Origin of the sequence: Dryocola clanedunensis subsp. sulfonylureivorans, assembly GCF_016756775.1 — a bacterium.
GTDB lineage: Bacteria > Pseudomonadota > Gammaproteobacteria > Enterobacterales > Enterobacteriaceae > Dryocola > Dryocola clanedunensis.
This window is the reverse complement of record NZ_JAERMU010000001.1, coordinates 295991-321981: the sequence shown is the minus strand read 5'-3', so window position 1 is coordinate 321981 and position 25991 is coordinate 295991. Positions and strand designations below refer to the sequence as shown.

Here is a 25991-nt window from a genome sequence, read left to right as displayed (position 1 = left end):
AATATAAATTTAACCTCTATATTATGGCTTTAATTTTATGGCAGGATCAGATTATGAATAAACCTGAAAATCATGACAAGTTAATGTTGTCGCGTCAGCTACCTCTTAAATCGGTTGCCCTGATACTCGCCGGAGGGCGCGGGACTCGCTTAAAGGATCTGACAGCGTCACGTGCAAAGCCCGCGGTACATTTTGGCGGAAAATTTAGAATTATCGACTTTGCGCTGTCGAATTGTATTAACTCAGGCATTCGCCGTATTGGGGTCATTACACAATATCAATCCCACTCGCTGGTTCAACATATTCAGCGGGGGTGGTCATTCTTTAATGAAGAGATGAATGAGTTCGTTGATTTATTGCCCGCTCAGCAGCGCGGCCATGATGAAAACTGGTATCGCGGAACGGCGGATGCGGTGACGCAAAATCTGGATATCATCCGGCAATACGATGCAGAGTTTGTCGTTATTCTGGCCGGGGATCACATCTATAAGCAGGACTATTCCCGCATGCTGCTCGATCACGTCGAGAAAGGCGCGCAGTGCACCGTGGCGTGCCTGCCGGTGCCGGTGGAAGAGGCCGCAGCCTTTGGCGTTATGGCCATTGACGAAAATGATAAAATTATTGATTTTGTTGAAAAACCAGCGAATCCTCCCACCATGCCGGCTGATGAGACTAAATCGTTAGCCAGCATGGGAATTTACATTTTTAATGCTGAGTACCTTTATCAGTTACTGGAAGAGGACGACCGTGACGAGAGTTCAAGCCACGATTTTGGTAAAGATATCATCCCCAAAATTATGGCCTGCGGAAAAGCTTTCGCCCATCCTTTCCCGCGCTCCTGCGTCCAGTCTGATAATAAAGCAGAGCCGTACTGGCGAGACGTCGGCACGCTGGAGGCCTACTGGAAGGCAAATCTTGATTTGGCTTCAGTGTTGCCGGATCTTGATATTTACGACAAAAACTGGCCTATTCGGACTTATATGGAATCGCTGCCCAGCGCCAAATTTGTGCAGGACAGAACGGGCAGTCACGGATTGACTATGAATTCACTGGTCTCTGGCGGCTGTATTATTTCAGGGTCGGTTGTTGTGCAGACCATTTTATTTTCCAACGTGCGGGTTAATTCTTTTTGCAATATTGATTCGTCAGTTTTATTACCCGGAGTCTGGATCGGCCGTTCGTGTCGCATAAGACGCTGTGTTATCGATCGAGGATGCACCATCCCGGAAGGTACGGTCATTGGTGAAAATGCCGTAGAGGACGCCAGACGCTTTTATCGCTCGGAAGAGGGTATTGTGCTGGTCACAAAAGAGATGCTGGATAATCTTGAACAATAATCTGGAAGAAAGAAAAATGGAACCACGTGTAAGTTATCGCTCCCCTGAGCTGAGCGAAGAGGCACTGAAACATGCCATTGCCTATAAGCTAATGTTTACGCTTGGTAAAGATCCGGCGCTGGCTAATAAACATGAGTGGCTCAACGCCACGCTGTTCGCCGTCCGCGACCGGCTGGTGGAACGCTGGTTGAAAGCGCATCGGGCGAGGATCTCTCAGGAAGGCCGGCAGGTCTATTACCTGTCGATGGAGTTTTTGATTGGCCGCACCCTGTCCAATGCTTTGCTGTCGCTGGGCATTTATGACGATGTTAAAGCGGCGCTGGCAGAGATGGGCATGGAGCTGGAGGAGCTTATCGGGGAGGAGAACGATCCGGGTCTTGGTAACGGTGGCCTTGGCCGCCTGGCGGCCTGTTTTCTTGACTCGCTGGCAACACAGGGCCTGCCCGGACGCGGCTATGGTATCCGCTATGACTATGGGATGTTTAAACAGAACATTGTTGACGGTAAGCAGATGGAATCCCCTGACTACTGGCTGGAGTACGGTAACCCGTGGGAGTTTGAACGGCATAAAACTCGCTATGCGGTTCAGTTTGGCGGGCGCATTCAGCTGGAAGGTAAGAAGACCCGCTGGCTGGAAACCGAAGAGATAATCGCTGTGGCTTTCGATCAGATCATCCCCGGCTACGATACGGATGCGATGAATACGCTGCGTCTGTGGAGTGCTCAGGCCAGCAGTGAAATCAACCTGGGCAAATTTAACCAGGGGGATTACTTCGCCGCCGTTGAAGACAAGAACCATTCGGAAAACGTCTCCCGAGTGCTGTACCCGGACGACTCAACTTATTGCGGTCGTGAACTGCGTCTGCGCCAGGAGTATTTCCTCGTTTCTGCGACGGTACAGGATATTCTGGCTCGTCACTATCAGGTCTATCAAACCTACGACAACCTGGCGGAGAAAGTCGCTATTCACCTGAACGACACGCATCCGGTGCTGTCGATTCCGGAGTTTATGCGCCTGCTGATTGATGTGCACAAGTTCAGCTGGGAGAGCGCCTTTGAGATAGCCTGCCAGGTCTTCTCCTACACCAATCACACGTTGATGAGTGAGGCGCTGGAAACCTGGCCGGTCGTTATGCTGGGGAAAATTCTGCCGCGCCATTTGCAGATTATCTTCGAGATAAATGACTACTTCCTTAAAACGCTGCAGGAGCAGTATCCCGACGATTTGGGGTTGCTGAGCCGCACCTCCATTATCGATGAATCCAATGGCCGTCAGGTGCGCATGGCCTGGCTTGCCGTAGTCGCCAGCCATAAGGTCAACGGCGTTTCCGAACTGCACTCACAGCTGATGGTGGAGTCGTTGTTTGCAGATTTCGCGAAAATCTTCCCCCGGCGTTTCATCAATGTCACTAACGGCGTCACCCCGCGACGCTGGCTGGCCCTCGCTAACCGGCCTCTTTCCGGTGTGTTAGATCATTATATTGGCAAAACCTGGCGTACTGATTTGAGCCAGCTGAGCGATATGAAAGAGTACAGTGACCATCCCTTAGTGCTTCAGGAAGTGTCGAAAGCCAAACTGGCGAATAAGCAGCGCCTGGCCGACTATATCGCCCGGGAACTGAACGTGGTGGTGAATCCGCACGCGCTGTTTGACGTGCAGATTAAACGTATCCATGAATACAAGCGGCAGTTAATGAATGTGATGCAGGTGATTGGCCGCTATAACCGGATAAAAGCTGAGCCGCAGGCTGAATGGACGCCGCGCGTGGTGATTTTCGCCGGCAAAGCCGCGTCGGCTTACTATGCGGCAAAACATATCATCCACCTGATTAATGACGTCGCTAAGGTCATCAACAACGATCCTCAGACCGGCGACAAACTGAAGATAGTGTTTATTCCCAACTACAGCGTCAGTCTTGCCCAGCTGATTATTCCGGCGGCGGATCTTTCCGAGCAGATCTCTCTGGCGGGCACCGAAGCTTCAGGTACGAGTAATATGAAGTTTGCTCTTAACGGAGCCTTGACCATCGGCACCCTGGATGGGGCCAACGTGGAGATGCGGGAACATGTCGGAGAGGAGAATATCTTTATCTTTGGCAATACCGCGCAGCAGGTCGAGACGTTACGGCGAAACGGCTACAATCCGCGTGAATATTATGAACAGGATGAAGAGCTGCATCAGGTGCTGACGCAGATTGGCACGGGTGCCTTCAACCCGGACGAACCGGGAAGGTATCGTGATCTGGTGGATTCGCTGATCAATTTTGGTGACCACTATCAGCTGCTGGCGGATTATCGTAGCTATGTAGAATGTCAGGGCAGGGTGGATGCGCTATATAGCAACCAGCAGGCGTGGAATACCATGGCGCTGCTTAATATTGCCAATATGGGCTATTTTTCTTCTGACAGGACTATCCGGGACTACGCAGAAAAAATCTGGCACATAGAGAAAACTAACCTGTAGTTTTGCTGGTTGTCATCACAAAGCCTGCCCGGGGCTTCCTGGGCTGGCTTTTAACCTTCATTTAATGCAGCAAAACGATTTATTTGCCGTCTAAAAACTCATCGCTAAACCCACTCCGTAGCCGCTGGTATTATTTCCGAACATATACCGCGCCACCAGGCGAGTTCTCGTTATGAATACTGGGTATTTGCTGCTATCAAGTTCCAGCCCTAAACCCACCGAGCTCAGGCTATCGAATCCTAGCCTGCCACGCTGATCGCCGAGATATTCTGTATGTGCACCTTCGAGCACATATCGTACGGGGCTTTGCAAAAGCGTCCAGTCTGAGACGGGCGCTCTACGACGCAGATAAATGCCGAGATTCTGCGCCTCCGCATGCCCATCGACGGCACGAGAGGTATTAGCAAAGGTCTGCAAGTTCATCGAGGAATAACGCAGCTCAATATCAATATCCTGCGGTTTTGAGATGAGCTCATAGTCAAGCATCAGCGACCCCCCAAGACCCCAGGCATTGAGCCTGCCGCCATTGAGAAAATCATAATCTGCGTTAGTACGACGCTCAATAGCCCAGGCACCTATCCGAATATCGCTGGCCATTGTTCCCAGCATGACGTTAGCGATAGGGCGCAAGACCAGGTTTCCTCCCCGGCTGTCGCGATAGAGATGAAAATCCCAGCCGATTCCGCCTGTTGCGGTAAGGCTGTTCCATCTCGTGGGGATACGCCGCGTTTCTGCGCCATTACTGATAACAAACTGTGGATCGTAGCGGCTATAGCCTAGCGCACCCTCCAGATAGACAGGGAAGGTGTCGCTCATTGTTGCTCCGCCGCCAAACTGGGTCATGGTGAGTTCATTGGTTTCACCGGTGCCGGTTCCGATGTTCAGATCGCTGGCCGTCACATCAGGGAATACCATGTAGCTCATCAACGTCAGCACCGCATCAGCCCGCTGCTTAATTCTGTGTCCGTCGGCGGCAAAACTCAGCGGGCTTAAGGTCAGCGATGCGAACAATAAGGTCAGGGAAGAGGAAAATGCGGCAGTCATCGTATGTCGCAGCCTCGGCTAATTCAGAAATGGTGTGTTAACTATAGAGCAGGGAAGCTGCCGTAGAGAAAGAGGGAGGATTGTTCGTGTGGCGAGCCGGGTAAACTCATGTTCTGCTGTTTAATATGGTGTTTATTCGAGTCCTGCTAACAGGTGGTGGGGCCACCGCTGCCCGGTGCATTCGCTTTAGATTTGTCATTAATATGACGCTCCTTGCGGAGCGTTAGATTACTGACAAAGAAGGAAAAAACGTGGTTTTTCCTTCTTTGTGATAAGCAGGCGAAAATCAATAAATTGATTTTCCTTGTTATTTATTCGGTGAGATCTTTGCGAAGTGCATTCGCTTTGGGTTTGTCATCAGTATGACGCTCCTTACGGAGCGTGCGAAAGCGGAACTAGAAGCGGTAGCCCACGCCGAGGTTAAAGCCGTCGATGGAAACGCTGTCGTCGTAAATATCTGCGCTGGATCCTTCGTAACCTAGATAGATGGCCAGATTTTCCATCGGGTTAATGCTCACACCCACGGCATAGGCAAAGTTCGTGGAGTTATCAGAGCCATGAATGGTTTTATGGCCGTCAGCCTCATTTGCCGCGACGCTGCTTCGCCACTTATAGTCGACGTCCGCTTTGGTGTAAGCCGCCCCAATCAGCCCGTAGAGGCTGACGTATTCATTGATGCGGTAAGCAGGCCCGGCCAGCAGGGAGTAATATTTAGTCTCCACATTTTGCTTGTTCGAATTGCCCCAGACGTCGCGCCAGGAATCATCATCGCTGCCGCTCATATAGGTGAAGGACGTTACGAGGCTGACCGGTGAATTCCATTCGTAGCGGTACTGAACATTGACACCGTCCAGATCATTCAAATTTTCGGCATCGCTGTGCGCCCAGCCCACGCTTACGGTCTGGCTATCTGCCATCGCGTTCTGAAACGTCAGCAAACTTCCCGCCACGACCAATGCTGCTACGATTGTTTTTTTCATTACTCTTTCCTTTTAGTAGTTGTGAGCAGATCGCCTCTGCCCATGAATAAATTCAACATTCCCGAACGGTTGAAGCCAGTGGGATAGATCATCTGTACCGCTTCACCTTATTTGTGAAATGGCGGAGCAAGATTGTTCATCACGAAAGGGGAAGGTCTTTGCCGATGCGGTAAGATCTGGAGGCTGGCGCATACACACGGAGCCACAGCCGTCACCTGCTGCTGCTGTGATTTTTGTCTTTGATGTTGGTTCAGAGGTTGCAGTTCGTCGCGTTGTTCATCGGGTGCAGAATAAACCAGCCCCGGGAGCAAAATAGCAGCACTCCAGAGAGGTAACATCCATTTATTCATTATTTTGTCCAGAGATGTTCTGCGTCATTGACTAAAAATACGGGTGCAAGTTAAGAAATAAGGCAATAAAGACGCTGTTAAGATTTTTTTAAAAGGTAATTCAATGCAATAGATAAAACAATTTATTTTATCTGGCTGGATTCTGAATTTTAAAATTTATTGAAAGGAGGGGAGATATTATTTTAAGGACTATAGCTCACTACATTTATTATGTACTGGCAGTGAAATGGATGTTCTCTGATTCGCCAGATGGGCGACCAGAAGTGTCACAGACGCCCTGATTAACAAGGCGTCTGGTCAACTATTTAAAGCGAGGCGTGCTCAAGTGCGGCTTTTTTCAGGCCTTCATTGACCCATGCCATAAAGATGAGGTAGCCAATAGAGAGCAGCGTTGCACCGATAAACATGCCGAGGATACCATCGGCCGCCATGCCTCCCAGCGCACCAATCAGCACGACCGGCATTGGCGCATCCACGCCCCGACCGAGCATCATTGGCTTAAGAACGTTATCAACCATGCCTGCAATAACCAGCAGGACGGTATAGACGATGTTCATTGCCGTGCCGTGGTCGCCCGTCATCCACATGATAATGATTGCCGGTAACGTCACCAGCAGCAGAGGAACCTGAGCGATACCCAGAATCAGCGCGGCGATAAAGAAAATACCCGCGGCTGGTATCCCGGCCAGAATCATAATGATGCCTGTCAGTAATGACTGGAGCAGTGCGACGCCGATCACCCCCTGGGCCACCGCGCGAATGGTGCCGGTACAGAGTTTGGTTAGCGCCGGGCCTTTCTTTTCATCGGTGATACGCATAGCAATTCGAGTGGCGCTGTTCGCACCCGCTGCGCCCATTGCCATCATGACGCCAGCGGCGATAAGCGAAACCACGAAACCTAACAAACTCCCGCCCATACTCGCCACGACGGCAAGCAGCAGTCTGGCCGCTTTCGCCACCTGAGTGTGGTGAACGCTGATAAGCCCCGGCAGGTCCGTAGAGGCTTTAAGCCAGAACGCATACAGTTTGCCGCCAATAACCGGGATGGTGCCGATGTGCTCATTTGGCGGCGGAATAACCAGCTGAGAATGGGTGACATGTTCAACCAGCGCGCTGGTGCTCTCACCCAGGGAAGTGATCATAATGATTGTCGGTACGACGATAATCAGTAAACCAAGCAGAACCAGCACGGTAGAGGCCAGACCCTGTTTGCCCCCCAGTCGTTTGGCAAAATATTGATGCAGCGGATAGAGCGTGACGGCCAGAATCAATCCCCACAGGATGACATTGAGGAACGGAGAGAATACGGTAAAGCAGAAAGAGGCAAGGGCCAGCATCAGCCCAAACTTGATGAACATATCCAGAAATCGGGTAACGATTCTTCTTTCAATGGTAATTAAATCATTGGGTTCCATTATAAATTGTTCCGGTTGAATGGCATGTCGACACGCCTGGGAGAATTGAAAACGGACCATTATATGGAATAGGCGTCGGTGGGGGACGGCGAAGTTATTTAAATCTAGACGATCGACGGGTTGACTTTTTTAGGTGTAACTCTGATTCAAAGATGAACAAAGCGAGGTATTACGGTTAGTTCAGCAAAGAAAACAGCACCTGCAACCGCTGATCAAGCGAATGAAAGTTTTTAAATAGCTCGCACTCCAGGGGGAAGGTTTTGTGACTAACGGCAGGTCTTTTCGGGCTATGGACATAATAGATAAATTGAGTAGGAAATGCCTTGCGACCCGCGCAGGATAATGACGGAAAGAGTTGGCTTCGGTGAGGATTTGTACTTTAGAACATGAAAGCGGAATGATATAGGCATGCATGGGGGGGTAAAACAAGAATTTGGCTCCTCTGACTGGACTCGAACCAGTGACATACGGATTAACAGTCCGCCGTTCTACCGACTGAACTACAGAGGAATCGTTTGAACGAGGCAAATAGTAGCCTCACGCTTAAAAAGAGTCAATGACAAAAATAACACCTTGATTCAACTGAGCAAATTAAGCTCAACTTGTCGAATTAATGCACCGTTTTTCCGTCTGCCTCGTGGGGGTTTTCATTCCGGCGCAGGCGTTGCAGGGGATCCTGACCGTAAAACAGTCGAAAGCGTTGGTAAAGCGACGGGAAGCGAGGAGCCAGTAGCTCTGGCGCGCTAAAGAAATATTCAGATAGCACCGCAAAACACTCTGCCGGTTCGCTTGCCGCATAGGCATCAATGCTGGCGGCATTTTCCCCTACCAGATCGATTTCTTCCTGAATGTTGTTCATTGCCGCAAACAGGTCGTGTTCCCAGGCGGCAACATCCCGCAGAGCAATAAGCGGCACACCGCTTGCTCTGTCGCCGTTACGCATGTCGAGTTTATGCGCTACTTCGTGAACGATGAGGTTGAAACCCGATGCGTCAAAGGAGTCCTGCACGTCCAGCCAGTTAAGCACAACGGGACCTTGCTGCCAGCTCTGCCCTGACTGCACAACCCGCTGGTGATGTACCAGGCCAAAATCATCCTGCCATTCGTCGTCAACGACAAAAGGGGCCGGGTAAATCAGCACTTCGTGGAAGCCATCCAGCCACTCCAGCCCCAGCTCCATGACCGGCAGACAAAACAGCAGGGCAATACGTGCGCTTTTCAGCTCATCAAGCTCAAAGCCCTGCAGGGGGACCAGCCGTTTCTGCTGGAGAAAGCGATCGGCGAGACGGATAAGCTTTTCTTGCTCTACAGAGGTGAGGGCGGCCAACACGGGAATAGCAAACGCCTGCTCCCAGGGCAAAGCGGAGACAGCGGATGAATCACTTACTTTCCAGGGCCACTTAATCATGTACTTGCTCACAAAGTCATCATGGTTACGGGAGAGAAGATTTCGGTATCATTAATCCCACTCGGCGGGCCGCTATTCAAGCACTTAATGATTTTCACTTCAACGACACGGGTCACAAGTGGCCCTGCTGTTGATGAATAACTTTTGATGAGATTATTATGCTGTTGAATCAAACGGGGATGTCGCTAACACGGGCACAAAAAAAAGCCCGCACGGGCGCTGAGGGATCCCCACAAAACTCAGCGCTAATACACCAGCACCATACTTCGGTAGGCTCTGGCAAGGTGGTTAAGGATGGTACCCAGTACCGTTCTTGTTAAAATTAGCGGAGAATGTCGCAGGATATTCTCCGCTAATGTCAGAAATGAAAGCACCCGCCTTGATTTGATACTGCTGGCCTGATACCTCAGATGTAATCCTTTATTTTCAGCATTATAGCCAATTAACCACAGCACAACAGTCGCCAGTGTGGCAAGCAGACTCAGCACCTGTATCCGCCCTTCAGTGCTGCTGTGGCTTGCCCGAAGACCAAAACCAAATCTCTCACTTTTCTCGTCGCGGAAATTCTGTTCAATCTGCATTCTCCGGCTGTACAGCTTCATGATTTTTGCAGGACTAAATTCATCCGTGCTACTAAAAATCAGCCAGGGCTCTTTTGCTGATGCCGGTCCGTCACGCTCCTGAGAATAGCGGGAGATACGGCAACGGCCCCGTTTGTTTTTTCGCCCTTTAGCCTCTTTTTTATGAAGATAAAAGTGACCTTCACACTGAGCGTATTCTGCGCGCGCCAGCGTACCCGGCCCCAGATATTCAGGTTTACTCTTTGCCGTAAGAGACTGTCTTCTCAGCCACTGCTCGCCTTTTTCCTTTAGTCTGAGCTGGATGTTCCCTCTGACCCGCCCCATAAAATCCCAGCCCAGGCTTCTGATGTGCCGAAACCAGGCTGTCTGAAAGCCGGCATCGGTGACGATAATCACTTTTTTATCGGGTGAAATGGCCTGACGGAGCGCGTTGAGGAACGCCTTTTGTACCTGTGCATTTTGTTGTTTTGCAGAAGGAACGACCTGACTGAGGAGCGGAATGGCGCGCCCGTCGCAGATCAGGCTTGCCCTCAGGACATGATATTCCTGCGACGGATAGCCACTCCAGTCAACGGCAATCACACACCATGACAATCGCTGGGTCAGAAGAGAAATAATATTATTGAATATCAGTGGGATGTCATGATGCAGTGCGGTATTGCCCAGTAACCGGTCAACGCGTTTGATTTTGTTTTTGACCTGCGCACTGCCCGGAAGATGGCGTCCGATACTGGTCAGAGTGAGCGATGCACCGCGAGTTAAAGCAACAGTGGCATCAAGAAGAGCATTCTGGCGGTACTGATGAAACGGGGCTAAAGCGCTGCGGAAAAACTTCTGGCATAATCGGCGAGCAGGCATAGAGGTGATCTCCCTGAATTGTTAGCACAACCAGTAGATCACATAACTCTATGCCTGTCTTTTTTTACCCGCCCATTACTGGGGATTCCTCAGCGCACGGGCGGGCTAAATGAAACAAGGGGGGTAAGGCTTGGTTTTTAGAATTGATAGATCATGCCGATGCCAACAACATCGTCAGTGGAAATGCCGGCAGCACTGTAGAAGTCGCTGTTGTCATCCAGCAGGTTGATTTTGTAATCAGCGTAGGCTGAGAAGTTTTTGTTGAAGTAGTAATAGGTGGCAACGTCGACATATTTCACCAGATCTTTGTCATTACCGTAGGCCGAGTTCAGCTCTTTACCCTTCGATTGCAGGTAGGCAACAGAGGGACGCAGGCCGAAGTCGAACTGGTACTGCGCGACGACTTCAAAGTTCTGGGTTTTGTTAGCAACAAAGGCATCGGAACCCCCAAAGCGGGTCATATTCCGGGTCTCTGCATACATTGTGGCGAGGTAAATATTGTTCGCGTCGTATTTCAGGCCCACGGTCCAGGCATCTGCCTTGTCCCCGCCTGCGCTGGTGTAACGCTGTTGTTCGTTAGTTCTGTCCGAAGAGGCGTAGGCTGCACCCGCGCTGAACCCATAACCGCCGAAGTCATAGCTGGAAGAGATACCCCAGCCATCGCCATTCTGGTAGCCGACGCTGCGCCCATTATTGGTGCCTTCCTGGACATCTATTACATTGCCATCTTCATCTTCGTGCGGGCCGCTTTCATTATTACCCTGGTACTGCACTGCAAAATTCAGACCTTCAACCAGGCCGAAGAAGTCACTATTACGGTAGGTGGCAACGCCGTTCGTACGACCCATCATAAAGTTATCTGTGGCGGCAGCAGTATCGCCCCCAAAGACCGGCAGCATATCCGTCCAGGCGTCAATATCGTAAACCACACCGTAGTTACGGCCGTAATCAAAGGAGCCGTAATCGCCGAACTGCAGGCCCGCATAAGCAAGACGAGTCCATGCCTGCTTATCGCTACCCTCGACGTTATTGGCCATCATTTTGTATTCCCACTGGCCATAGCCGGTGAGTTCGCTGGTGATTTGAGTTTCACCTTTGAAACCAACCTGGGCGTAAGTGCCGTCACCGTCATCTCCTTTATTATCGGAGAACGTGTGACGGGCATCGACTTTCCCGTAGAGGTCCAGTTTGTTACCATCTTTATTATAAATCTCCGCCGCGTTTGCGGCGCCCATCGTCAGTATTGCAGGAATGATTAACGCCAATGCTGTTCTTTTCATATAGAATCCCTCTTCATATTATTAGAATGAATGATTGTTTCAGTCCTAAACAACCTGCAACATCGTAGCGAAATAGTTCAGGGTTATTGCGCCTGTATATGTAACCTACATGGAATAAATGTTGCGATGTGTAACAGTGTAATTTATGCCTAATGCATTGATTTTATTTAATTTATAAAAATATTATAAATATATTAATTCTAGTGGGCTATGATTTTGTTATCTATATAAATAATATGCATGGATAGTTCTGTTTCCATTTTTTAATACGTCGGTGACTGTTAACTCAACCAGGGCGATTATATTAAGTGAGGGTTTATTATTAATTAAGCAATGATGCTGGTGCAGGTGAAAGGCATTTCCAGACGGTGCGTTTATCGTTAAGCCTCTCTTTCCCTTCACCAGGAAGGTCCCTCGGACTGCATGTAAAGTAACCGATGCCCCGCTGCGTTTGATGAGGAACAAAAAATATCGGTAAATCCGAGCAATGTCAGAGTAAAATGTGATAAAAATCACATTCTGAAGATGGATGTGCCGTCGCTATAATAATGTTGTCAGTTAACAGTGAGATGTTGAACTTTATGGATGCAAAACCAACCCGTAGCCCCGGGGGAAAATTAGCGCTGTGGTTGTTTTATGCTTTTTGCCTCTACATCGTCTGGACGATGGTGAAGTATTTTTGGGTTGTCAGCAGCGTAACGGGGGGCGATTTGGGATCTTTGGGCGGTAAGCTGATGGGGGCCTTAATGGGGCTGATGGTTCTGGGATCTGTTGCCGCCGTATTAGGCTGGATTGTCTGGTATACAAGGCCTCGTCACTATCAGGGCCGTCACCGCTCATCCAACCGCAGCTAGCTCCCGCGCCAGGTTTTGCCCGTTAACTTGCTAATTATGTGATCTTGTACTCATATTAGTTATCGGGTTTAGCAACGAATTGAGGAGTACGTATGCCGATAGCCCACTGGCAAGACCGCTTTGAAGTCTATCTGCACGGCAACTGGGCGCAGGATGACAAAGCCCATGATGTCGCGCATTTTCATCGGGTATGGAAAACCGCGCAGCGAATAATGGCCGGCACCGAAGCTGACAGATTGGTCGTGCTGACCGCCTGCTATTTTCATGACATAGTTAATCTTCCCAAAAACCACCCGCAAAGGCATCTTGCTTCGACGCAGGCGGCACAAGAGACGCTGCGTATTCTGGATGCGCATTTCCCCGATTTCCCCCATCAGCTTTATGATGCCGTGGCACATGCCGTTCAGGCACACAGCTTTAGCGCAGGCATCGCGCCGCAGACCCTGGAAGCGAAAATTGTGCAGGATGCCGATCGGCTGGAATCTCTCGGGGCCATTGGTCTGGCTCGGGTGTTTTATACCTCAGGGGCGCTTGGGCGGCCGTTGTTCGACAGCCGCGATCCGCTGGCTCAGGAGCGTGAGCTTGATGACACTACTTACGCACTCGACCATTTTCAGAAAAAACTCTTTAAGCTTCCTGAAACGATGCAAACTGAAGCGGGCAGGGAGCTGGCGCGTCTTAATGCCGATTTTCTGGTGCATTACATGGCGAAACTCTGTGCCGAGCTGAAAGGCGACTACCACGACCTCGATCGCGATGTGCTGGAACAATTTATCTCTATCGCTAAACCGTAGCCCGCGACAGGCGGGCATCAATTCTCTCTGGGTCAAATCGGTGATAGAGTTACACTTTATTTTCCCTTCCAGGGCTCAGGATGAACGACCCAGACGCGATTTCAGAACACCTCTCCGAACAGGCTTTACAGCAGCAGACTGAAGCAGATCATGCGCTGGTCGGCCAGATCCTCAAAATTTACGATCAAAAAACCGTTGCGTATCGGCTGCGACAGGTCAGTGGCCACTGGACGCGGGAATCCCTCAACCGCTGGTTTAATCATAAATCAGCCCCGCGCAGCTTAACTTCTGCTGAGGCCGAGATGCTGAAAAGCATGCTCCCCGCGCCGCCTCTACATCATGGGAAATACGCCTTCCGTTTCATCGATCTGTTTGCCGGTATTGGCGGCATTCGCAGCGGCTTTGAGGCCATCGGCGGCCAGTGCGTGTTTACCAGCGAATGGAATAAGTATGCGGTGCGCACTTATAAAGCCAACTGGTTCTGTGACCCCCAACAGCATCAGTTCAACGAAGATATCCGCGATGTCACCCTAAGCCACCGCACCGATCTCAGCGATGAAGAAGCGGCGGCGCATATTAAGGCCACCCTTCCTGACCACGACGTTTTGCTTGCTGGCTTTCCCTGCCAGCCCTTTTCTTTGGCCGGTGTCTCCAAGAAAAATGCGTTAGGACGTGCGCACGGGTTTGCCTGTGAAACTCAGGGCACGCTGTTTTTCGATGTCGCTCGTATCATTGATGCAAAACGCCCGGCTATATTTGTGCTGGAAAACGTTAAAAATCTGAAGAGCCACGATAAGGGCAACACTTTCCGCATTATTATGGAAACGCTCGATGGCCTGGGCTATGAGGTGGCCGATGCAGCGGTTGTGGGATCGGGCGACCCTAAGATTATCGATGGTAAGAACTTCCTGCCTCAGCACCGCGAACGTATCGTGCTGGTGGGGTTCCGACGCGATCTCAATTTGCATCAGGACTTTACGCTGCGGGCGCTTGATTCACTTTATCCGAAACGGCGCATCACCTTTGGTGAACTGCTGGAGCCGACGGTGGAGGAGAAATATATCCTGACGCCGACGCTGTGGAAGTACCTGTATAACTATGCCAAAAAGCACCAGGCCAAAGGCAACGGTTTTGGCTATGGTCTGGTTGACCCGACGAACCCGGCCAGCGTGGCGAGAACGCTCTCCGCCCGATATTTTAAAGATGGAGCGGAGATTCTGGTCGACAGAGGCTGGGATAAAGCTCTTGGCGAAAAAGATTTTAACGATCCTGATAACCAGCTGCGCCGGCCTCGACGTTTAACGCCGCGCGAATGTGCAAGGCTGATGGGGTTTGAAGCTGTGCAGGGCAGGTCGTTCCGCATTCCGGTTTCAGATACCCAGGCGTACCGGCAGTTTGGTAATTCTGTTGTCGTTCCGGCTTTTGCCGCGGTGGCGAAGCTGCTTGAAGAGAAAATTAAGCTGGCGGTGAAGAAACGCTAAGGGGGGCGCAATGGCCGACGTTCACAGCAAAGAAATCCGCAGAAAAAATATGCGTGCCATTGCGACGCGTGACACGGCCATTGAAAAGCGTCTGGCAGGGCTGTTGAGCGCCTGCGGATTTGAGTTCCGGACTCAGGAGGCGGCGCTTGCCGGACGGCCTGATTTTGTTGTTGAAGCGTACCGCTGCATTATCTTTACCCACGGCTGTTTCTGGCATCATCATCATTGTTACCTCTTTAAAGTGCCTGCGACGCGCACTGAGTTTTGGCTGGAGAAAATCGGCAAGAACGTTGCGCGGGATAGTCGCGATATTCATCATCTGCTGGAGGGGCAATGGCGCGTGCTTGTGGTCTGGGAGTGTGCGCTAAGAGGACGTGAAAAACTTAGCGATACTGCGCTGATAGAGAGGCTGGAGGAGTGGATATGCAGCGGTGGGCGCTTTGCGGAAATTGATACCGCCGGGATCCACGAAAGAGAGGTGCAGGGACAACAATCCTCGCCTCCTGTCTGATTCCTTTTCGATTGGTATGCATATTCGTTCTTCCTTCGTCTGCGCGGCGGGGCTAAGCAGCCCAACTCCCGCCGACAAATTGACTTGTGATTAGCCCGTTAATTGCAGTTGACGGTGCTCTTTGATTTTCGTGTTTCCCGTTTTGCTCCATACTGAAAAGCAAACCGACAAATAAGGATGATAATTTTGGCTGGAAGTAGCTTATTAACGCTTCTCGATGATATTGCCACGCTGCTGGACGATATCTCTCTGATGGGCAAGCTGGCGGCAAAAAAGACCGCCGGGGTGTTAGGGGATGACTTATCGCTCAATGCCCAGCAGGTGTCAGGCGTGAGGGCAAACCGTGAACTGCCGGTGGTGTGGAGCGTTGCCAAAGGATCGTTTCTTAATAAATTGATTCTGGTTCCGCTGGCGCTGATTATCAGCGCCTTTGCACCCTGGGCAATCACGCCGTTGCTGATGGTGGGGGGGGCATTTTTGTGTTTTGAGGGGGTAGAGAAGGTCGTGCACAGCCTTCAGGCCCGCAAACACAAAGAGACGCCTGAAGAGAAAAAAGCTCGCCTGGATGCCGTAGCGAAACAGGATCCGATGGTTTATGAGCGGGATAAAGTGAAAGGGGCTATTCGCACCGATTTTATCCTGTCGGCAGAAATCGTCGCTATCACGCTTGGCATCGTGGCCGATGCGCCGCTGCTGACCCAGGTCCTGGTCCTCTCCGGCATTGCGATTCTGGTCACCGTCGGCGTTTATGGCCTGGTGGGGATGATCGTCAAGCTGGACGATTTGGGCTTCTGGCTGGTGGAGAAAAGCTCTGCGCTGGCGAAAGGGATCGGTAAGGCGCTGCTGGTACTGGCCCCGCTGCTGATGAAATTCCTGTCTATTGTCGGCACGCTGGCCATGTTCCTCGTGGGGGGCGGTATTCTGGTGCACGGCATTCCAGCTTTACACCACGCCATTGAAAACTTTGCACAGCAGCTCGGCGGTGTGGCGCATCTTGTTGGGCCAACGCTTGCCAATCTCGTGCTTGGTTTTATTGTCGGAGGGATCGTTTTGCTGGCTGTAAACGGAATAAACCACCTGCGTGGCAAGAAGGCACATTAAGAATTTACCTAAATTTGCGCTGGCGACTGGGCAAAACTGCGGCGTATTAGCTATACCTGTAAAAGTTTTCACCCTGATACCGGAGGCAGATATGGTCTATGTGGTCAGCGATGAAGTCCAGCCTAAGACAGGTGGCCCAAGGATGATCGTTACCGGGTTTTCCAGCGGCATGGTTGAGTGTCGTTGGTATGATGGTTTTGGCGTTAAACGTGAGGCTTTCCGTGAGGATGATCTGGCCCCTACGGCAACGCGAGCACAGCAGCAGAGTTAAACAAAAATACCCGGTGTATATATATATGCCGGGTATTTTTTTATGCCACGTCAGCGGTTATCTGGGCCAGTGGCGGCGTGAGGCGCAACACGAGGTTGGGGTTCTGGCGGCAGGCCTGAGGTGTTATCCCATAATATTTTTTAAATAACGTAGTAAACTGGGACTGCGAGTTAAAGCCGAACTCTACGGCAATATCGAGAATTCGCAGTTCGGTTTCCCGCAGCTTATACACGGCCTCCGTCAGCTTGCGCTCGCGGATGTAGCGGCCGATGGCTATCCCGGTAGTGGCACGAAATACACTCTGCATGTACCACACGGAAAACCCAGACAGTGCCGCCAGCTCCGGCAATGCAATACCGCAATCCAGATGCTTTTCAATCCATTCGCACAGCGATAAAACCAGCGCCTGATGAGCGTTCAGTGTCGCCATGGCGAAATCCTCAATTTAAAATGATCCTTACGGCGAATTCAGGGTGAAAACTTGTGATTACGGGCATAATACCCGCCGTTGCTTCGGGGACGAAATCAGAGAGCACTTACGGAAAAATCAGGTAACGAATCGGGTTTCTAATTGGGGGCGTGGAGTGTCAGGAACAGCCCTGCAGCGTGCCGTCAGCCGCTTCAAAAGCCTTTAAAAGTCGTCAACCTCTGCGTAAGGCGATACGGAACGGGCGTAACCAGGTCTGTTCGCAGGATTAATCAGTCATGCTTCGGTGGGAATAAAATGGTCCAGCCCCTCTTTCCAGCCTTCCGGGCCGTAGTGAAGGGAATGATAGACCCGCTCGGGGTTATCATTACGTAATACGATGGGCTGTCGGCTATAGCCTTTAATAACCACCGCGTAATCGACGTTATCCAGCAGGGTGGTGTCGTTTGGTCCATCACCCAGGCCGATGGAGGTGTAGGTAACACCGTCCCGCTGCTGGTACTCCTGAAGCAGCCAGCGCAGCGCCTGTCCAATATCACTCTGTTTGTCCACAACGTGCCAAAAGCGGCCTCCCTGAACCAGCGTCAGGCCAAGGTCAGCAATCTGCGCGGCAAAAGCGCGGAACATCTCTTCGCTGTCACGCCAGATGAAAGCCTCCGAGGCCTCACGCAGACGCGCAAGCGACGCCTGCTTACGGGTCAGCCCCGTCCATTCGCTGACGGTGTTGTCGTCAACGTCGGCAAAACAGATAAATTTAAAACCAGACTGGCGGCGTAAATTGTCCAGCATGGCGATTAATTCTTCGTGGCGCACCCCTACCAATATTCGGGGGGCGTTTTCATGATCCTGCCAGCTTTCCGGAAGCTGAATGACAGCGCCATTCTCCGCAATAAATGGTTGGCCGCTGAGGCCCAGCTCTTTTTGCCATTCGATCATTTCTGCGGCACTTTTGCTGCTGCACAGGGCAACGGGGATGTCGCGCTGCTTAAACAGGCCCAGCCAGCCGCTTGCCGCTTCCCAGCGGTAGGTGTGATGGTCCAGTAAAGTGCCATCAAGATCGGAGGCAATCAGTAACGAGTCTTGCAGGTGCGGCATTATCCTTCCTCATTTTCCAGTTTTCGCCGGGCATTAGTGGATCAAATTCAGGCAGCCCAATTCATATCCATTAAAAATATATCCTTGTCTTACAAAAAATTTGCAGTAAGGTGAGTGTCGCCATCAGATTTCCTGATGTAGCGAATTTCAAATGCTTCTTGCATGATTCATGCTTTTTACATCCCGGCTCCCCGGCCGGGATGCTTTTTCGCCGTTTAATCGCTAGCGATTAATCTCGCTGACGCTGAAATCGTGGATATCCAGCTCAAAGGCTTCCGCCAGTTCGGTATAGGTATGCCACGTTCGCCCATCGACGCTGACCCGGTGCGGATCTTCTTCGTCACCCGCACGTTTGACTTCACTCTCACTGATTTCATTGATGGCCGCCAGCAGGGCATCGACATCGATACCAATTTCACGATGTACCGTTTCGCTGTACTCTTTTGCGGTCTTCATGCGTTATCCTCCTGCAACTCAACACCCCTAAGTATAGACGCTCAGGAAAATGCATCGCGGGTGGCGTTGTGCAATGCGAATGAGTCGTTTTTGATCTACACTGGGCACAATGAATCAGGAGGCTTTTTGTTATGCATATCAATGACCGAGTGACTGTTAAGACCGATGGGGGTCCACGCCGACCGGGCGTAGTATTAGCGGTAGAGGAGTTCAGCGAAGGCACCATGTATCTGGTCTCGCTTGAGGATTATCCGCTGGGGATCTGGTTCTTTAACGAGACTGGGCATCCGGACGGTATTTTCGTCGAGCAGCAGGAATAGTCTCTGGCGTTCGTTGGCGGATAAGCACAGGGCTTCCGCCGCATCTGACAGTGTTCCCGGTGGATGACGCTTTGTTTATCCACCGTACAGGAATGACAGCAAGCCGATAAAACGTAGGGAAGAGGTCTGGTCGACGACTCAACGAAGATTAACAAATATCCCGTTGGTGACGTTATCCGTCAGGCGGACGACATGGTATATCACCTGCTTATTATGTGTTTTTATTTTGCGCTTAATATTGCCTTTATGGGATGAAACTGTTTTCGCTTTGATGTTCATCTGATCGGATATTTGAATCGTACCCTGTCCGGACATCCACATTTTTAACATGCTGGATTCGGTACGGCTTAAAGAAAGTGTGGGTAAATTAATATGGCCAATGCATTGCGCATTTTTTGCTAAATACTCTTGCAGAATTTGGTCTAGCGATTCTGGTTTAATAGATTTTGAACTGATTAAGAGATTGTTTCTGACCAGCAAGTATTCGTCAAAATGGATATTGGCAATGGCCATGAAAACAATAAATAAGGTACCCGGATGCTGATTAATGATCTGCTTAATTCGCAGGCTACTCTGGGGGTCATGAATAAAGCAATCTTCATTAATAAACACCACGCTGGGCGTCTGCGACTGGCAGGCTTCGTCCAGTTGGTCCACGTCCTGCACATCGGTTATATGCCGCTTTCTGACTCCGCGGCTGGCCAGATAACCGGTGAGCCCCAGCCGGGTATAACTGCATAAGTCCATAATAATCGTTGACATAGCAAACCCTCACTAAGTGTACATTTCGTTATGGCGATCGGAGTCGATCGCCTGCTGCTAAATCACCCTGCCTTAATACTCCAGAATGTTGAGCCATAGGCTACGCATTCGAAAGTAATTTTGAGCGGGATTACTATCCCGTAAAGTTATGTATTGTTTGCTAAGACTAATCTCAAAATAATGTGAACTTTTGGATGTGTGAGGTGGATAAAAACATATATCCCGCGTCAGGGATATCCTGGTGAATGTTATTCAATATTAATTTTAGGATTAACCTCAGAGAGGCATTAATAAGAGTGTGGATTATGTTGCGGGCATCTCGCTGACGATATCAGCAAGTAAGTCAAATATTTCGCTAAATAAATGTTCCGAGAAGGGAGCAATTAGCGGCATTAATGCCGCCATGACCAGCATGCCAATAGAAAGCGTCACCGGGAAACCAATGACAAACACCGAAAGCTGCGGAGCCATACGGTTTAGCAGGCCGAGAGAGAGGTTTAAGGTCAGCAGCAGGGTGATGAGCGGTAGCGCCAGCATCAGCCCGTTGAGGAAGATTAAGTAGGCCGCGCGGGTGAGGGCCATAAAGACATTGCTGTTAATCGGGTCGCCGCCCATGGGCAGGGTGTGGAAAGTATCGACCAGGATGGATATCAGCCACAGATGTCCGTTAAAGGTCAGGAACAGCAGCATCACCAGCATATCCATCAGGCGGGCCAGCACGGGCATGTTCAGGTGGCTTGCGGGATCGAAGAAGGTGGCAAACGACAGGCCCATCTGCAGACCGATAATTTCACCCGACATACGAATGGCCGCAAAGGCGAACTGCATCGTAAAGCCAAGCAGGATACCGATAAGAATTTGCTGCGCCCCAAGCCAGATGGCGCCTGCGGAGAAGATTGTTACGTCGGTTGGCGGCAGCGTGGGGGCCACAATCCAGGTAATCATCAGCCCAAGGCCGATTTTTACTTTTTTGGAAACAGAGCGCTCGCTAAGAATCGGGGCCGTGCTGATAAGCGCCATAATTCGCAGAAAGGGCCAGAAGCCCATGCTCAGCAAATTTAGCCACTGCGTGCTGTCAACGTGGATCATCCCGTTAGCCGATCATCGTCGGTAAATTGGTCAGCAGGGTGCGCATATAGTCGAGCAGCAGGTTAAGCATCCACGGTCCGGCGATGACCATCGTCGCGAAAACCGCCAGAATCTTAGGTATAAACGACAGCGTCATTTCGTTGATCTGGGTCGCGGCCTGCAGCATAGAGATAATTAACCCCGTCACCAGAGCAACCAGCAGCAGCGGGGCGGCGAGGGTCAGAGCCACTTTCATCGCCTCCGTACCCATCATCATGACCGATTCAGGAGTCATCGTCTTTCCTTAACTGTAAAAGCTTTGCGCAAGCGAGCCGATGAGCAATTGCCAGCCGTCGACCAGCACGAAGAGCATCAGCTTGAAGGGCAGGGCAATGGAGGCCGGAGGCACCATCATCATCCCCAGCGCCATCAGTACGCTTGCGACAACCAGGTCGATTATCAGGAAGGGGATAAAGACGGTGAAACCGATCTGGAAGGCAGTTTTCAGTTCGCTGGTGACGTAGGCAGGAAGAAGGATACGCATGGGCACCACCTCCGGGCCTTCCAGCGGCGGCGTATTGGCCAGGCGAGCAAACAGCGCAAGGTCTGCTTCACGCGTCTGACGCAGCATAAATTCGCGCAGCGGCTGGGCACCTTTATCAATGGCTTCCGGCATCTCTATCTTGCTTTCGCTGAACGGCAAATAGGCGTCGGCGTAAATTTTGTCGAAGACCGGCGACATAATAAAGAAGGTCAGAAACAGCGCCAGCCCAAGCAGCACCTGGTTAGGTGGGGCTGAAGGGGTGCCGAGCGCATTTCGCAGCAGGCCAAAGACGATGATAATGCGCGTAAAGCTGGTCATCATCAGTAAGATCGCCGGCAGGAAGGTCAGCGAGGTGATAAACACCAGCGTCTGAACCGGCAGCGACCAGCTCTGGCCGCCGTTGGCCATCGGCTGGCTCACTAAGCCTGGCAGCTGTGCCAGCGCCTGCGGCGTGACAAATAACAAACTGACCATCAGACCCATTAACGAGAAGGACAACAAACGTTTCATTCGGCTTTCCCGTTACGTTTAAGCAAATTTTTCATCACGCTCTGGAAATCAACCTGCTCAGAAGAAGCAGGCTCCTGGCTCACCGCTGCCGGGGGCAGGGTGTGGAGATGCGTAATCTGTGAAGCGGTGACGCCCAGCACCAGGCGGGCGTCCTCCACATCGATAATCACTACGCGCTCGCGCGGCCCTACGCTTGTGCTCGCGCTGACTTTCAGGCCTTTTGGTGCGCCGACTTTGCCGCCAAAACCAAAGCGCTTCACGAGCCACGCTGCCAGCAGAATAAACAGAATGATGGCCGTTAATGCCCCGCTCACCTGCACGAGAGAGGCGCTGGCACTGACGGCCGGTTGCTGAACAGCGGTCTGGGTCTTCATCGCATCAACGGCTCAGGCGGCGCATACGTTCCGATGGCGTGATGATATCGGTGATACGGACACCGTATTTATCGGCCACCACAACAACTTCACCCTGGGCTATCAGATAACCGTTGATCAGAATATCCAGCGGCTCACCGGCCAGGCCATCAAGGGCGACAACGGAACCCTGTGACAGGCGCAGCAGCTCTTTGATGGTCATGCGGGTACGGCCAAGCTCGACGGTCAGTTTGACCGGGATATCCATGATGAGATCGATATCCTGCATAGAGCCTGCAATGTCACCGCTTTCCATCGCGCGGAAGATGTTATCGGTCGAGCTTTTCGTGGAGACTTTCTGTTCATTTAGCGCATCAGCCCACAGATCGTCCACGGAGCCTGCATTGTCGTCGGACGGGTCGTTAATATCACTCATTTGGGCTGTTCCTCATTCAGCGAATTCAGTATCGGGTTGATCAAGTGTTCGACGCGCAGTGCGTACTGGCCGTTGAGCGTGCCGTATTGACTGGTCAGCACCGGTACCCCGTCGACGTGCGCAAGAATACGATCCGGCTTGTCGGCAGGCAGTACGTCGCCAGGTTTTAGTTTCAATATCTGGGAAAGCCGCAGCGGGATTTCGGCAAAGTTTGCCACCAGCTCCAGCTCGGAATGTTGTACCTGACGCACCAGCGTGTCGCGCCAGCTCTGATCTTCCTGACGGGAGTTCTCCAGCGGCGGGTTCACCAGCAGTTCGCGCAGCGGTTCGATCATGCTGAACGGCAGGCAAATGTTGAACTCACCGGTCAGGTTGCCGATTTCCACATGGAACGGCGTGTTCACCACGATGTCGTTTGGCGACGTGGTGATATTGGTGAATTTCACCTGCATCTCCGAACGCACATACTCGACGTCGACCGGATAGATGGCTTTCCAGGCGTCGCTGTAGCCTTCCAGCGCCAGCTTCAGCATGCGGTTGATGACGCGCTGTTCGGTATGCGTAAACTCACGGCCCTCAACTTTCAGCGGGAAGCGTCCGTCACCGCCAAACAGGTTGTCCACGGCAATAAACACCAGGCTTGGTGAAAAGACGAACAGCCCGGTGCCGCGCAGCGGCTTCAGGTGCATCAGGTTGAGGTTGGTCGGCACCGGCAGGTTGCGCGCAAACTCATGGTAGGGCTGGATGCGGATCGCGCCAACGGTAATATCCGGGCTACGACGCAACAGGTTAAACAGGCCCATACGGAACTGACGCGCAAAACGTTCGTTGATAATTTCCAGCGCCTGCAGGCGCTCGCGCACCACGCGACGCTGGGTATTAGGATCGTAGGGGCGAATGTCGGTTTCCGTCGCCGCCCCGGCCTTGGGTTCATCGCTGTTATCGGCATCACCGTTTAACAGCGCATCAATCTCGGCCTGTGAAAGAATGCTATCGCCCATGGCCCTACCGCAATATGAAGGCGGTAAACAGCACGTTGCTGATCACCTGTTGAGGTTGACCGGCAACCAGAGGCGGTGCCAGCGTCGTTTTAATCGCTTCGACCAGTTTCTGCTTACCTTCGTCGGTAGCAAGGGCGGTGGCGTCCTGGCGGGAGAACAGCAGCAGCAGGCGGCTGCGGACTTCAGGCAGGAATTCGCTCAGGCGCTGGCGAGTGGCATCATCTTTCAGGCGCAGCGTGACACCGATATACAACACGCGGTCAGCATCACCGAGGTTGACGGTGAAGGTATCGAGGGCAAAAAAGACCGGTGCTGGCGGCGGGGCAGGTTGTGCAGCCTTAGGTGCAGCCGGGTGTTCCTGCATCCGCCAGAAGCTGTAACCCGCGGTGGCGCAGGCGGCGAGTGTGATCAGGACCAATAACGGCATCCAGATGGAGCGCTTGCGGCCTTTGGTCTGAGCGGTGTCGGTCATATTACTCGTTATTCCTTTATCGGTACTGCATATTGGCTGATTATCCCGTTTTCTCCCGGCCTTCAAAGCCTGGAAAACACGGGATATTTGTTGCTACCTCGGACGTTTGACTTAAGTCACATCGCTCAGGCAAAGATGTCGACGGCGTTATTTCCCGTAGCAAGGCGCTGGATGCTTGCCGGTACAACGACAGGTTCTGCCTCACCGCCAAACGACGGGAAGCTGCCGTTCGCACGCTGAGAAGGCTGCTGCTGGTTGGACTGCTGCTGTTGCTGGGCGAAGTTGTCGCCGCCGCTGATATTGCTTTGGCCAAGCTGGATGCCGCTCTCTGCCAGGGCAGTACGCAGTGTTGGCAGGGTAGCCTCAAGCGCGGCGCGGACGTGGCTGTGCGGCGAGACCATTTGCAGCTGCGCCTGGTTATCATCAAGCTTCAGGCTGATCTGGATCTGACCCAGATCTTCAGGGTGCAGGTGCAGCTCGGCGCTTTGCTGGCCGTTACGGGTAAACATCGTGACCTGCTGGCTGACCGCCTGCTGCCACTCCTGGCTGCCAAGCTGGGCGCTAATCTGCGGTGCGACAGGTGCGGCGACCTGCGTGCTCACCGGTGTGCTGACGGTCGCGCTGCTGAGCGTAGGGGTAGCCGTCACCGTTGGCGTGGTGTTATTGCTGATAGCGTTGTCGCGGCTGTCTTTATCGACGGCTGCCGCAGGCAAGGCTGAGTCTTCTGCTGCCTGCTGCGCAGAAGATGGCGTCGTTTTTAGCGCAAACTTGCCGTCATTCGCGGTGCCGGCCGCGCCCGGATCGTTATCCGTTTTGCCCGTCGTGTTTTTAGCTTGCGCAGCGCCGCCGCCCAGCAGGGCGCTGAGCGCAGACGTTTCATCGCTCTCTTTACCCGTGGCGGCATTGGCTAACGTCGCGGCAGGTGTTGCCGGCGTCTGCTGCGGCAACATGGCAAACAACGCGCTGAGCGCCTGCATGTCTGCACTGCTTAACTCATGCGCGCCGTCTTTTGCTGCATCGGTCACCGCCGTTTTGTCTTTAAGACCGTTTTTTCCCGCGTTGGCCAACAGGGCGGACAGCGCCTCTGGTTTGTCGGTATCCAGTTTGTTGAGCAGGTCGGCGAGGGTCGTTTTGCCTTTATCGGCGCCTTCCTCACCCGTATCTTTGCCGGTCACTTTCTGTAGCGCAGCGCTCAGGGAGAGCGTCTGACCATCTTCAAGAGTCACCTGACCCGGCAGGGCCTTGCCGAACAGGCTCAGAAAATCGTCGCTTGCTCCATTAGCGCCTTTACCACTTTTACCCGTCACCGCCGTTGTCAGACCGGAGTCTGCATCGGCTGCGGCGGTGGTGGTCACCAGAGGCAGTTTGATCATTAGCTTTTCCTCATCGTTGCCCGCTGGGCGTATTCATCCATTAGTTTTTGATCGAGCTTGTTTGCCACCAGCAGCGCTTCAGCTGCTTTGCGATCGCGAAGCGTTTGCCACGCCTGTAGCCGCTTTTGTTTTTCCCGCCAGAAAGTCAGCGCCTGATCGACTTTATTCGTCCACTGCATCAGCTGCTGGCGGTGCTGGTCGATAGCCTTTTCGAGCGTCTGAATAAACTGCTGATAGTTCTGCCAGCGGCTGCTCGCAATCCCCTGACTCATGTTGTCGTTGAGGTTGTTGCGGTACTCATACTGATAGTTGATCAGCATGTTCAGCTGCTGTTCCGCCTGCTGGAATCCCCTGCGCATTTCACCTAATCGAATGGCCGCGTCATCGACATCTTTTTCCGCAAGCTCGTGCAGAGTGTCCAGCGCCGTGCTCTGGTTCATGGCTA

General features: G+C 52.0%; 28 protein-coding genes and 1 tRNA gene. 9 read left to right on the top strand and 20 right to left on the bottom strand.

Annotation, left to right across the window (positions count from 1 at the left end):
* Positions 1-53 precede the first annotated feature (53 nt).
* Together glgC and glgP are read left to right on the top strand one after the other, a co-directional pair.
* Positions 54-1337: a glucose-1-phosphate adenylyltransferase gene (gene glgC, locus HYQ67_RS01515; protein WP_202300930.1), complete on the top strand. Its 1284-nt coding sequence runs from the start codon at positions 54-56 to the stop codon at positions 1335-1337.
* 16 nt (positions 1338-1353) lie between these two features.
* Entirely contained in the window at positions 1354-3801 is a 2448-nt protein-coding gene (gene glgP, locus HYQ67_RS01510) for a glycogen phosphorylase (protein WP_202300929.1), read from the top strand.
* Positions 3802-3891: 90 nt separating this feature from the next.
* Here the strand turns inward: glgP and HYQ67_RS01505 are convergent, their stop codons facing one another.
* From HYQ67_RS01505 to ompC, 7 genes are all read right to left on the bottom strand, one after another.
* Entirely contained in the window at positions 3892-4845 is a 954-nt protein-coding gene (locus HYQ67_RS01505; protein ID WP_202300927.1) for an autotransporter domain-containing protein, read from the bottom strand.
* Between the two features lie 395 nt (positions 4846-5240).
* The gene (locus HYQ67_RS01500; RefSeq protein WP_202300925.1) at positions 5241-5825 is read right to left on the bottom strand and encodes an Ail/Lom family outer membrane beta-barrel protein; all 585 of its coding nucleotides are present in this window, start codon (positions 5823-5825) and stop codon (positions 5241-5243) included.
* 655 nt (positions 5826-6480) lie between these two features.
* The gene (locus HYQ67_RS01495; protein ID WP_202300923.1) at positions 6481-7590 is read right to left on the bottom strand and encodes an AI-2E family transporter; all 1110 of its coding nucleotides are present in this window, start codon (positions 7588-7590) and stop codon (positions 6481-6483) included.
* A gap of 434 nt (positions 7591-8024) precedes the next feature.
* A tRNA-Asn gene (locus HYQ67_RS01490) sits at positions 8025-8100 on the bottom strand.
* A gap of 100 nt (positions 8101-8200) precedes the next feature.
* On the bottom strand, positions 8201-8998 hold the full coding sequence (gene mtfA, locus HYQ67_RS01485) for a DgsA anti-repressor MtfA (protein ID WP_202300921.1): 798 nt from the start codon (positions 8996-8998) through the stop codon (positions 8201-8203).
* Positions 8999-9243: 245 nt separating this feature from the next.
* Positions 9244-10437: an IS4 family transposase gene (locus tag HYQ67_RS01480; RefSeq protein WP_202300920.1), complete on the bottom strand. Its 1194-nt coding sequence runs from the start codon at positions 10435-10437 to the stop codon at positions 9244-9246.
* A gap of 137 nt (positions 10438-10574) precedes the next feature.
* Complete coding sequence (gene ompC, locus HYQ67_RS01475; RefSeq protein WP_202300918.1) at positions 10575-11717, bottom strand: porin OmpC; 1143 nt, start codon at positions 11715-11717, stop codon at positions 10575-10577.
* A 581-nt stretch (positions 11718-12298) separates the two neighbouring features.
* Between ompC and drpB the strand changes: the two genes are divergently transcribed.
* The 6 genes from drpB to HYQ67_RS01445 all read left to right on the top strand — a co-directional run bounded on the left by drpB (position 12299) and on the right by HYQ67_RS01445 (position 16729).
* Positions 12299-12571 carry a cell division protein DrpB gene (gene drpB, locus HYQ67_RS01470; RefSeq protein ID WP_202300916.1) on the top strand — a complete coding sequence of 91 codons (273 nt, stop codon included), beginning with the start codon at positions 12299-12301 and terminating at the stop codon, positions 12569-12571.
* Positions 12572-12663: 92 nt separating this feature from the next.
* On the top strand, positions 12664-13365 hold the full coding sequence (locus HYQ67_RS01465) for a phosphohydrolase (protein WP_202300914.1): 702 nt from the start codon (positions 12664-12666) through the stop codon (positions 13363-13365).
* Between the two features lie 80 nt (positions 13366-13445).
* Entirely contained in the window at positions 13446-14846 is a 1401-nt protein-coding gene (locus HYQ67_RS01460; protein ID WP_202300912.1) for a DNA cytosine methyltransferase, read from the top strand.
* A gap of 10 nt (positions 14847-14856) precedes the next feature.
* Positions 14857-15357, top strand: coding sequence for a very short patch repair endonuclease (locus tag HYQ67_RS01455; RefSeq protein WP_202300911.1), 501 nt, complete (start codon positions 14857-14859; stop codon positions 15355-15357).
* A gap of 186 nt (positions 15358-15543) precedes the next feature.
* Complete coding sequence (locus tag HYQ67_RS01450; protein WP_202300910.1) at positions 15544-16458, top strand: DUF808 family protein; 915 nt, start codon at positions 15544-15546, stop codon at positions 16456-16458.
* Positions 16459-16549: 91 nt separating this feature from the next.
* A complete protein-coding gene (locus HYQ67_RS01445) occupies positions 16550-16729 on the top strand; it encodes a YodC family protein (protein WP_202300909.1) in 180 nt (59 codons plus the stop codon).
* Positions 16730-16769: 40 nt separating this feature from the next.
* Here HYQ67_RS01445 and HYQ67_RS01440 read toward each other — a convergent pair whose 3' ends face one another.
* From HYQ67_RS01440 to yodD, 3 genes are all read right to left on the bottom strand, one after another.
* Complete coding sequence (locus HYQ67_RS01440) at positions 16770-17159, bottom strand: helix-turn-helix domain-containing protein (RefSeq protein ID WP_202300908.1); 390 nt, start codon at positions 17157-17159, stop codon at positions 16770-16772.
* Positions 17160-17432: 273 nt separating this feature from the next.
* Positions 17433-18251 carry a mannosyl-3-phosphoglycerate phosphatase-related protein gene (locus HYQ67_RS01435; RefSeq protein ID WP_202300907.1) on the bottom strand — a complete coding sequence of 273 codons (819 nt, stop codon included), beginning with the start codon at positions 18249-18251 and terminating at the stop codon, positions 17433-17435.
* Positions 18252-18473: 222 nt separating this feature from the next.
* Positions 18474-18707 (bottom strand): YodD family peroxide/acid resistance protein, encoded by a 234-nt coding sequence (yodD, locus tag HYQ67_RS01430; RefSeq protein WP_202300906.1) that lies wholly within the window; start codon positions 18705-18707, stop codon positions 18474-18476.
* Positions 18708-18838: 131 nt separating this feature from the next.
* Between yodD and dsrB the strand changes: the two genes are divergently transcribed.
* Positions 18839-19027 carry a protein DsrB gene (gene dsrB, locus HYQ67_RS01425; RefSeq protein WP_202300905.1) on the top strand — a complete coding sequence of 63 codons (189 nt, stop codon included), beginning with the start codon at positions 18839-18841 and terminating at the stop codon, positions 19025-19027.
* Between the two features lie 138 nt (positions 19028-19165).
* Here the strand turns inward: dsrB and rcsA are convergent, their stop codons facing one another.
* The 10 genes from rcsA to fliJ all read right to left on the bottom strand — a co-directional run bounded on the left by rcsA (position 19166) and on the right by fliJ (position 25986).
* The gene (rcsA, locus tag HYQ67_RS01420; RefSeq protein ID WP_202300904.1) at positions 19166-19789 is read right to left on the bottom strand and encodes a transcriptional regulator RcsA; all 624 of its coding nucleotides are present in this window, start codon (positions 19787-19789) and stop codon (positions 19166-19168) included.
* Positions 19790-20092: 303 nt separating this feature from the next.
* Positions 20093-20878 (bottom strand): flagellar biosynthetic protein FliR, encoded by a 786-nt coding sequence (fliR, locus tag HYQ67_RS01415; protein ID WP_202300903.1) that lies wholly within the window; start codon positions 20876-20878, stop codon positions 20093-20095.
* 4 nt (positions 20879-20882) lie between these two features.
* A complete protein-coding gene (fliQ, locus tag HYQ67_RS01410) occupies positions 20883-21152 on the bottom strand; it encodes a flagellar biosynthesis protein FliQ (RefSeq protein WP_202300901.1) in 270 nt (89 codons plus the stop codon).
* Between the two features lie 9 nt (positions 21153-21161).
* Positions 21162-21911, bottom strand: a complete 750-nt coding sequence (gene fliP / locus HYQ67_RS01405; RefSeq protein WP_202300900.1) for a flagellar type III secretion system pore protein FliP — start codon at positions 21909-21911, stop codon at positions 21162-21164.
* A complete protein-coding gene (gene fliO, locus HYQ67_RS01400) occupies positions 21908-22285 on the bottom strand; it encodes a flagellar biosynthetic protein FliO (protein ID WP_202300899.1) in 378 nt (125 codons plus the stop codon). The genes fliP and fliO overlap by 4 nt, the downstream gene beginning before the upstream one ends.
* Positions 22286-22289: 4 nt before the next feature.
* Positions 22290-22700 (bottom strand): flagellar motor switch protein FliN, encoded by a 411-nt coding sequence (fliN, locus tag HYQ67_RS01395; protein WP_202300898.1) that lies wholly within the window; start codon positions 22698-22700, stop codon positions 22290-22292.
* Positions 22697-23701: a flagellar motor switch protein FliM gene (gene fliM, locus HYQ67_RS01390; protein WP_202300897.1), complete on the bottom strand. Its 1005-nt coding sequence runs from the start codon at positions 23699-23701 to the stop codon at positions 22697-22699. The genes fliN and fliM overlap by 4 nt, the downstream gene beginning before the upstream one ends.
* 4 nt (positions 23702-23705) lie before the next feature.
* Positions 23706-24173: a flagellar basal body-associated protein FliL gene (gene fliL / locus HYQ67_RS01385; RefSeq protein WP_202300896.1), complete on the bottom strand. Its 468-nt coding sequence runs from the start codon at positions 24171-24173 to the stop codon at positions 23706-23708.
* Positions 24174-24298: 125 nt separating this feature from the next.
* Positions 24299-25546 carry a flagellar hook-length control protein FliK gene (locus HYQ67_RS01380; protein ID WP_202300895.1) on the bottom strand — a complete coding sequence of 416 codons (1248 nt, stop codon included), beginning with the start codon at positions 25544-25546 and terminating at the stop codon, positions 24299-24301.
* Positions 25546-25986 carry a flagellar export protein FliJ gene (gene fliJ, locus HYQ67_RS01375; protein WP_202300894.1) on the bottom strand — a complete coding sequence of 147 codons (441 nt, stop codon included), beginning with the start codon at positions 25984-25986 and terminating at the stop codon, positions 25546-25548. Before fliJ ends, HYQ67_RS01380 begins: the two co-directional genes overlap by 1 nt.
* Positions 25987-25991: the final 5 nt, after the last annotated feature.

Bases quoted from the DNA above. Each gene is read 5' to 3' on its own strand.
- glgC (WP_202300930.1), top strand. From the start codon at position 54: ATGAATAAACCTGAAAATCATGACAAGTTAATGTTGTCGCGTCAGCTA.
- glgP (WP_202300929.1), top strand. From the start codon at position 1,354: ATGGAACCACGTGTAAGTTATCGCTCCCCTGAGCTGAGCGAAGAGGCA.
- HYQ67_RS01505 (WP_202300927.1), bottom strand. From the start codon at position 4,845: ATGACTGCCGCATTTTCCTCTTCCCTGACCTTATTGTTCGCATCGCTG.
- HYQ67_RS01500 (WP_202300925.1), bottom strand. From the start codon at position 5,825: ATGAAAAAAACAATCGTAGCAGCATTGGTCGTGGCGGGAAGTTTGCTG.
- HYQ67_RS01495 (WP_202300923.1), bottom strand. From the start codon at position 7,590: ATGGAACCCAATGATTTAATTACCATTGAAAGAAGAATCGTTACCCGA.
- mtfA (WP_202300921.1), bottom strand. From the start codon at position 8,998: ATGATTAAGTGGCCCTGGAAAGTAAGTGATTCATCCGCTGTCTCCGCT.
- HYQ67_RS01480 (WP_202300920.1), bottom strand. From the start codon at position 10,437: ATGCCTGCTCGCCGATTATGCCAGAAGTTTTTCCGCAGCGCTTTAGCC.
- ompC (WP_202300918.1), bottom strand. From the start codon at position 11,717: ATGAAAAGAACAGCATTGGCGTTAATCATTCCTGCAATACTGACGATG.
- drpB (WP_202300916.1), top strand. From the start codon at position 12,299: ATGGATGCAAAACCAACCCGTAGCCCCGGGGGAAAATTAGCGCTGTGG.
- HYQ67_RS01465 (WP_202300914.1), top strand. From the start codon at position 12,664: ATGCCGATAGCCCACTGGCAAGACCGCTTTGAAGTCTATCTGCACGGC.
- HYQ67_RS01460 (WP_202300912.1), top strand. From the start codon at position 13,446: ATGAACGACCCAGACGCGATTTCAGAACACCTCTCCGAACAGGCTTTA.
- HYQ67_RS01455 (WP_202300911.1), top strand. From the start codon at position 14,857: ATGGCCGACGTTCACAGCAAAGAAATCCGCAGAAAAAATATGCGTGCC.
- HYQ67_RS01445 (WP_202300909.1), top strand. From the start codon at position 16,550: ATGGTCTATGTGGTCAGCGATGAAGTCCAGCCTAAGACAGGTGGCCCA.
- HYQ67_RS01440 (WP_202300908.1), bottom strand. From the start codon at position 17,159: ATGGCGACACTGAACGCTCATCAGGCGCTGGTTTTATCGCTGTGCGAA.
- HYQ67_RS01435 (WP_202300907.1), bottom strand. From the start codon at position 18,251: ATGCCGCACCTGCAAGACTCGTTACTGATTGCCTCCGATCTTGATGGC.
- yodD (WP_202300906.1), bottom strand. From the start codon at position 18,707: ATGAAGACCGCAAAAGAGTACAGCGAAACGGTACATCGTGAAATTGGT.
- dsrB (WP_202300905.1), top strand. From the start codon at position 18,839: ATGCATATCAATGACCGAGTGACTGTTAAGACCGATGGGGGTCCACGC.
- rcsA (WP_202300904.1), bottom strand. From the start codon at position 19,789: ATGTCAACGATTATTATGGACTTATGCAGTTATACCCGGCTGGGGCTC.
- fliR (WP_202300903.1), bottom strand. From the start codon at position 20,878: ATGATCCACGTTGACAGCACGCAGTGGCTAAATTTGCTGAGCATGGGC.
- fliQ (WP_202300901.1), bottom strand. From the start codon at position 21,152: ATGACTCCTGAATCGGTCATGATGATGGGTACGGAGGCGATGAAAGTG.
- fliP (WP_202300900.1), bottom strand. From the start codon at position 21,911: ATGAAACGTTTGTTGTCCTTCTCGTTAATGGGTCTGATGGTCAGTTTG.
- fliO (WP_202300899.1), bottom strand. From the start codon at position 22,285: ATGAAGACCCAGACCGCTGTTCAGCAACCGGCCGTCAGTGCCAGCGCC.
- fliN (WP_202300898.1), bottom strand. From the start codon at position 22,700: ATGAGTGATATTAACGACCCGTCCGACGACAATGCAGGCTCCGTGGAC.
- fliM (WP_202300897.1), bottom strand. From the start codon at position 23,701: ATGGGCGATAGCATTCTTTCACAGGCCGAGATTGATGCGCTGTTAAAC.
- fliL (WP_202300896.1), bottom strand. From the start codon at position 24,173: ATGACCGACACCGCTCAGACCAAAGGCCGCAAGCGCTCCATCTGGATG.
- HYQ67_RS01380 (WP_202300895.1), bottom strand. From the start codon at position 25,546: ATGATCAAACTGCCTCTGGTGACCACCACCGCCGCAGCCGATGCAGAC.
- fliJ (WP_202300894.1), bottom strand. From the start codon at position 25,986: ATGAACCAGAGCACGGCGCTGGACACTCTGCACGAGCTTGCGGAAAAA.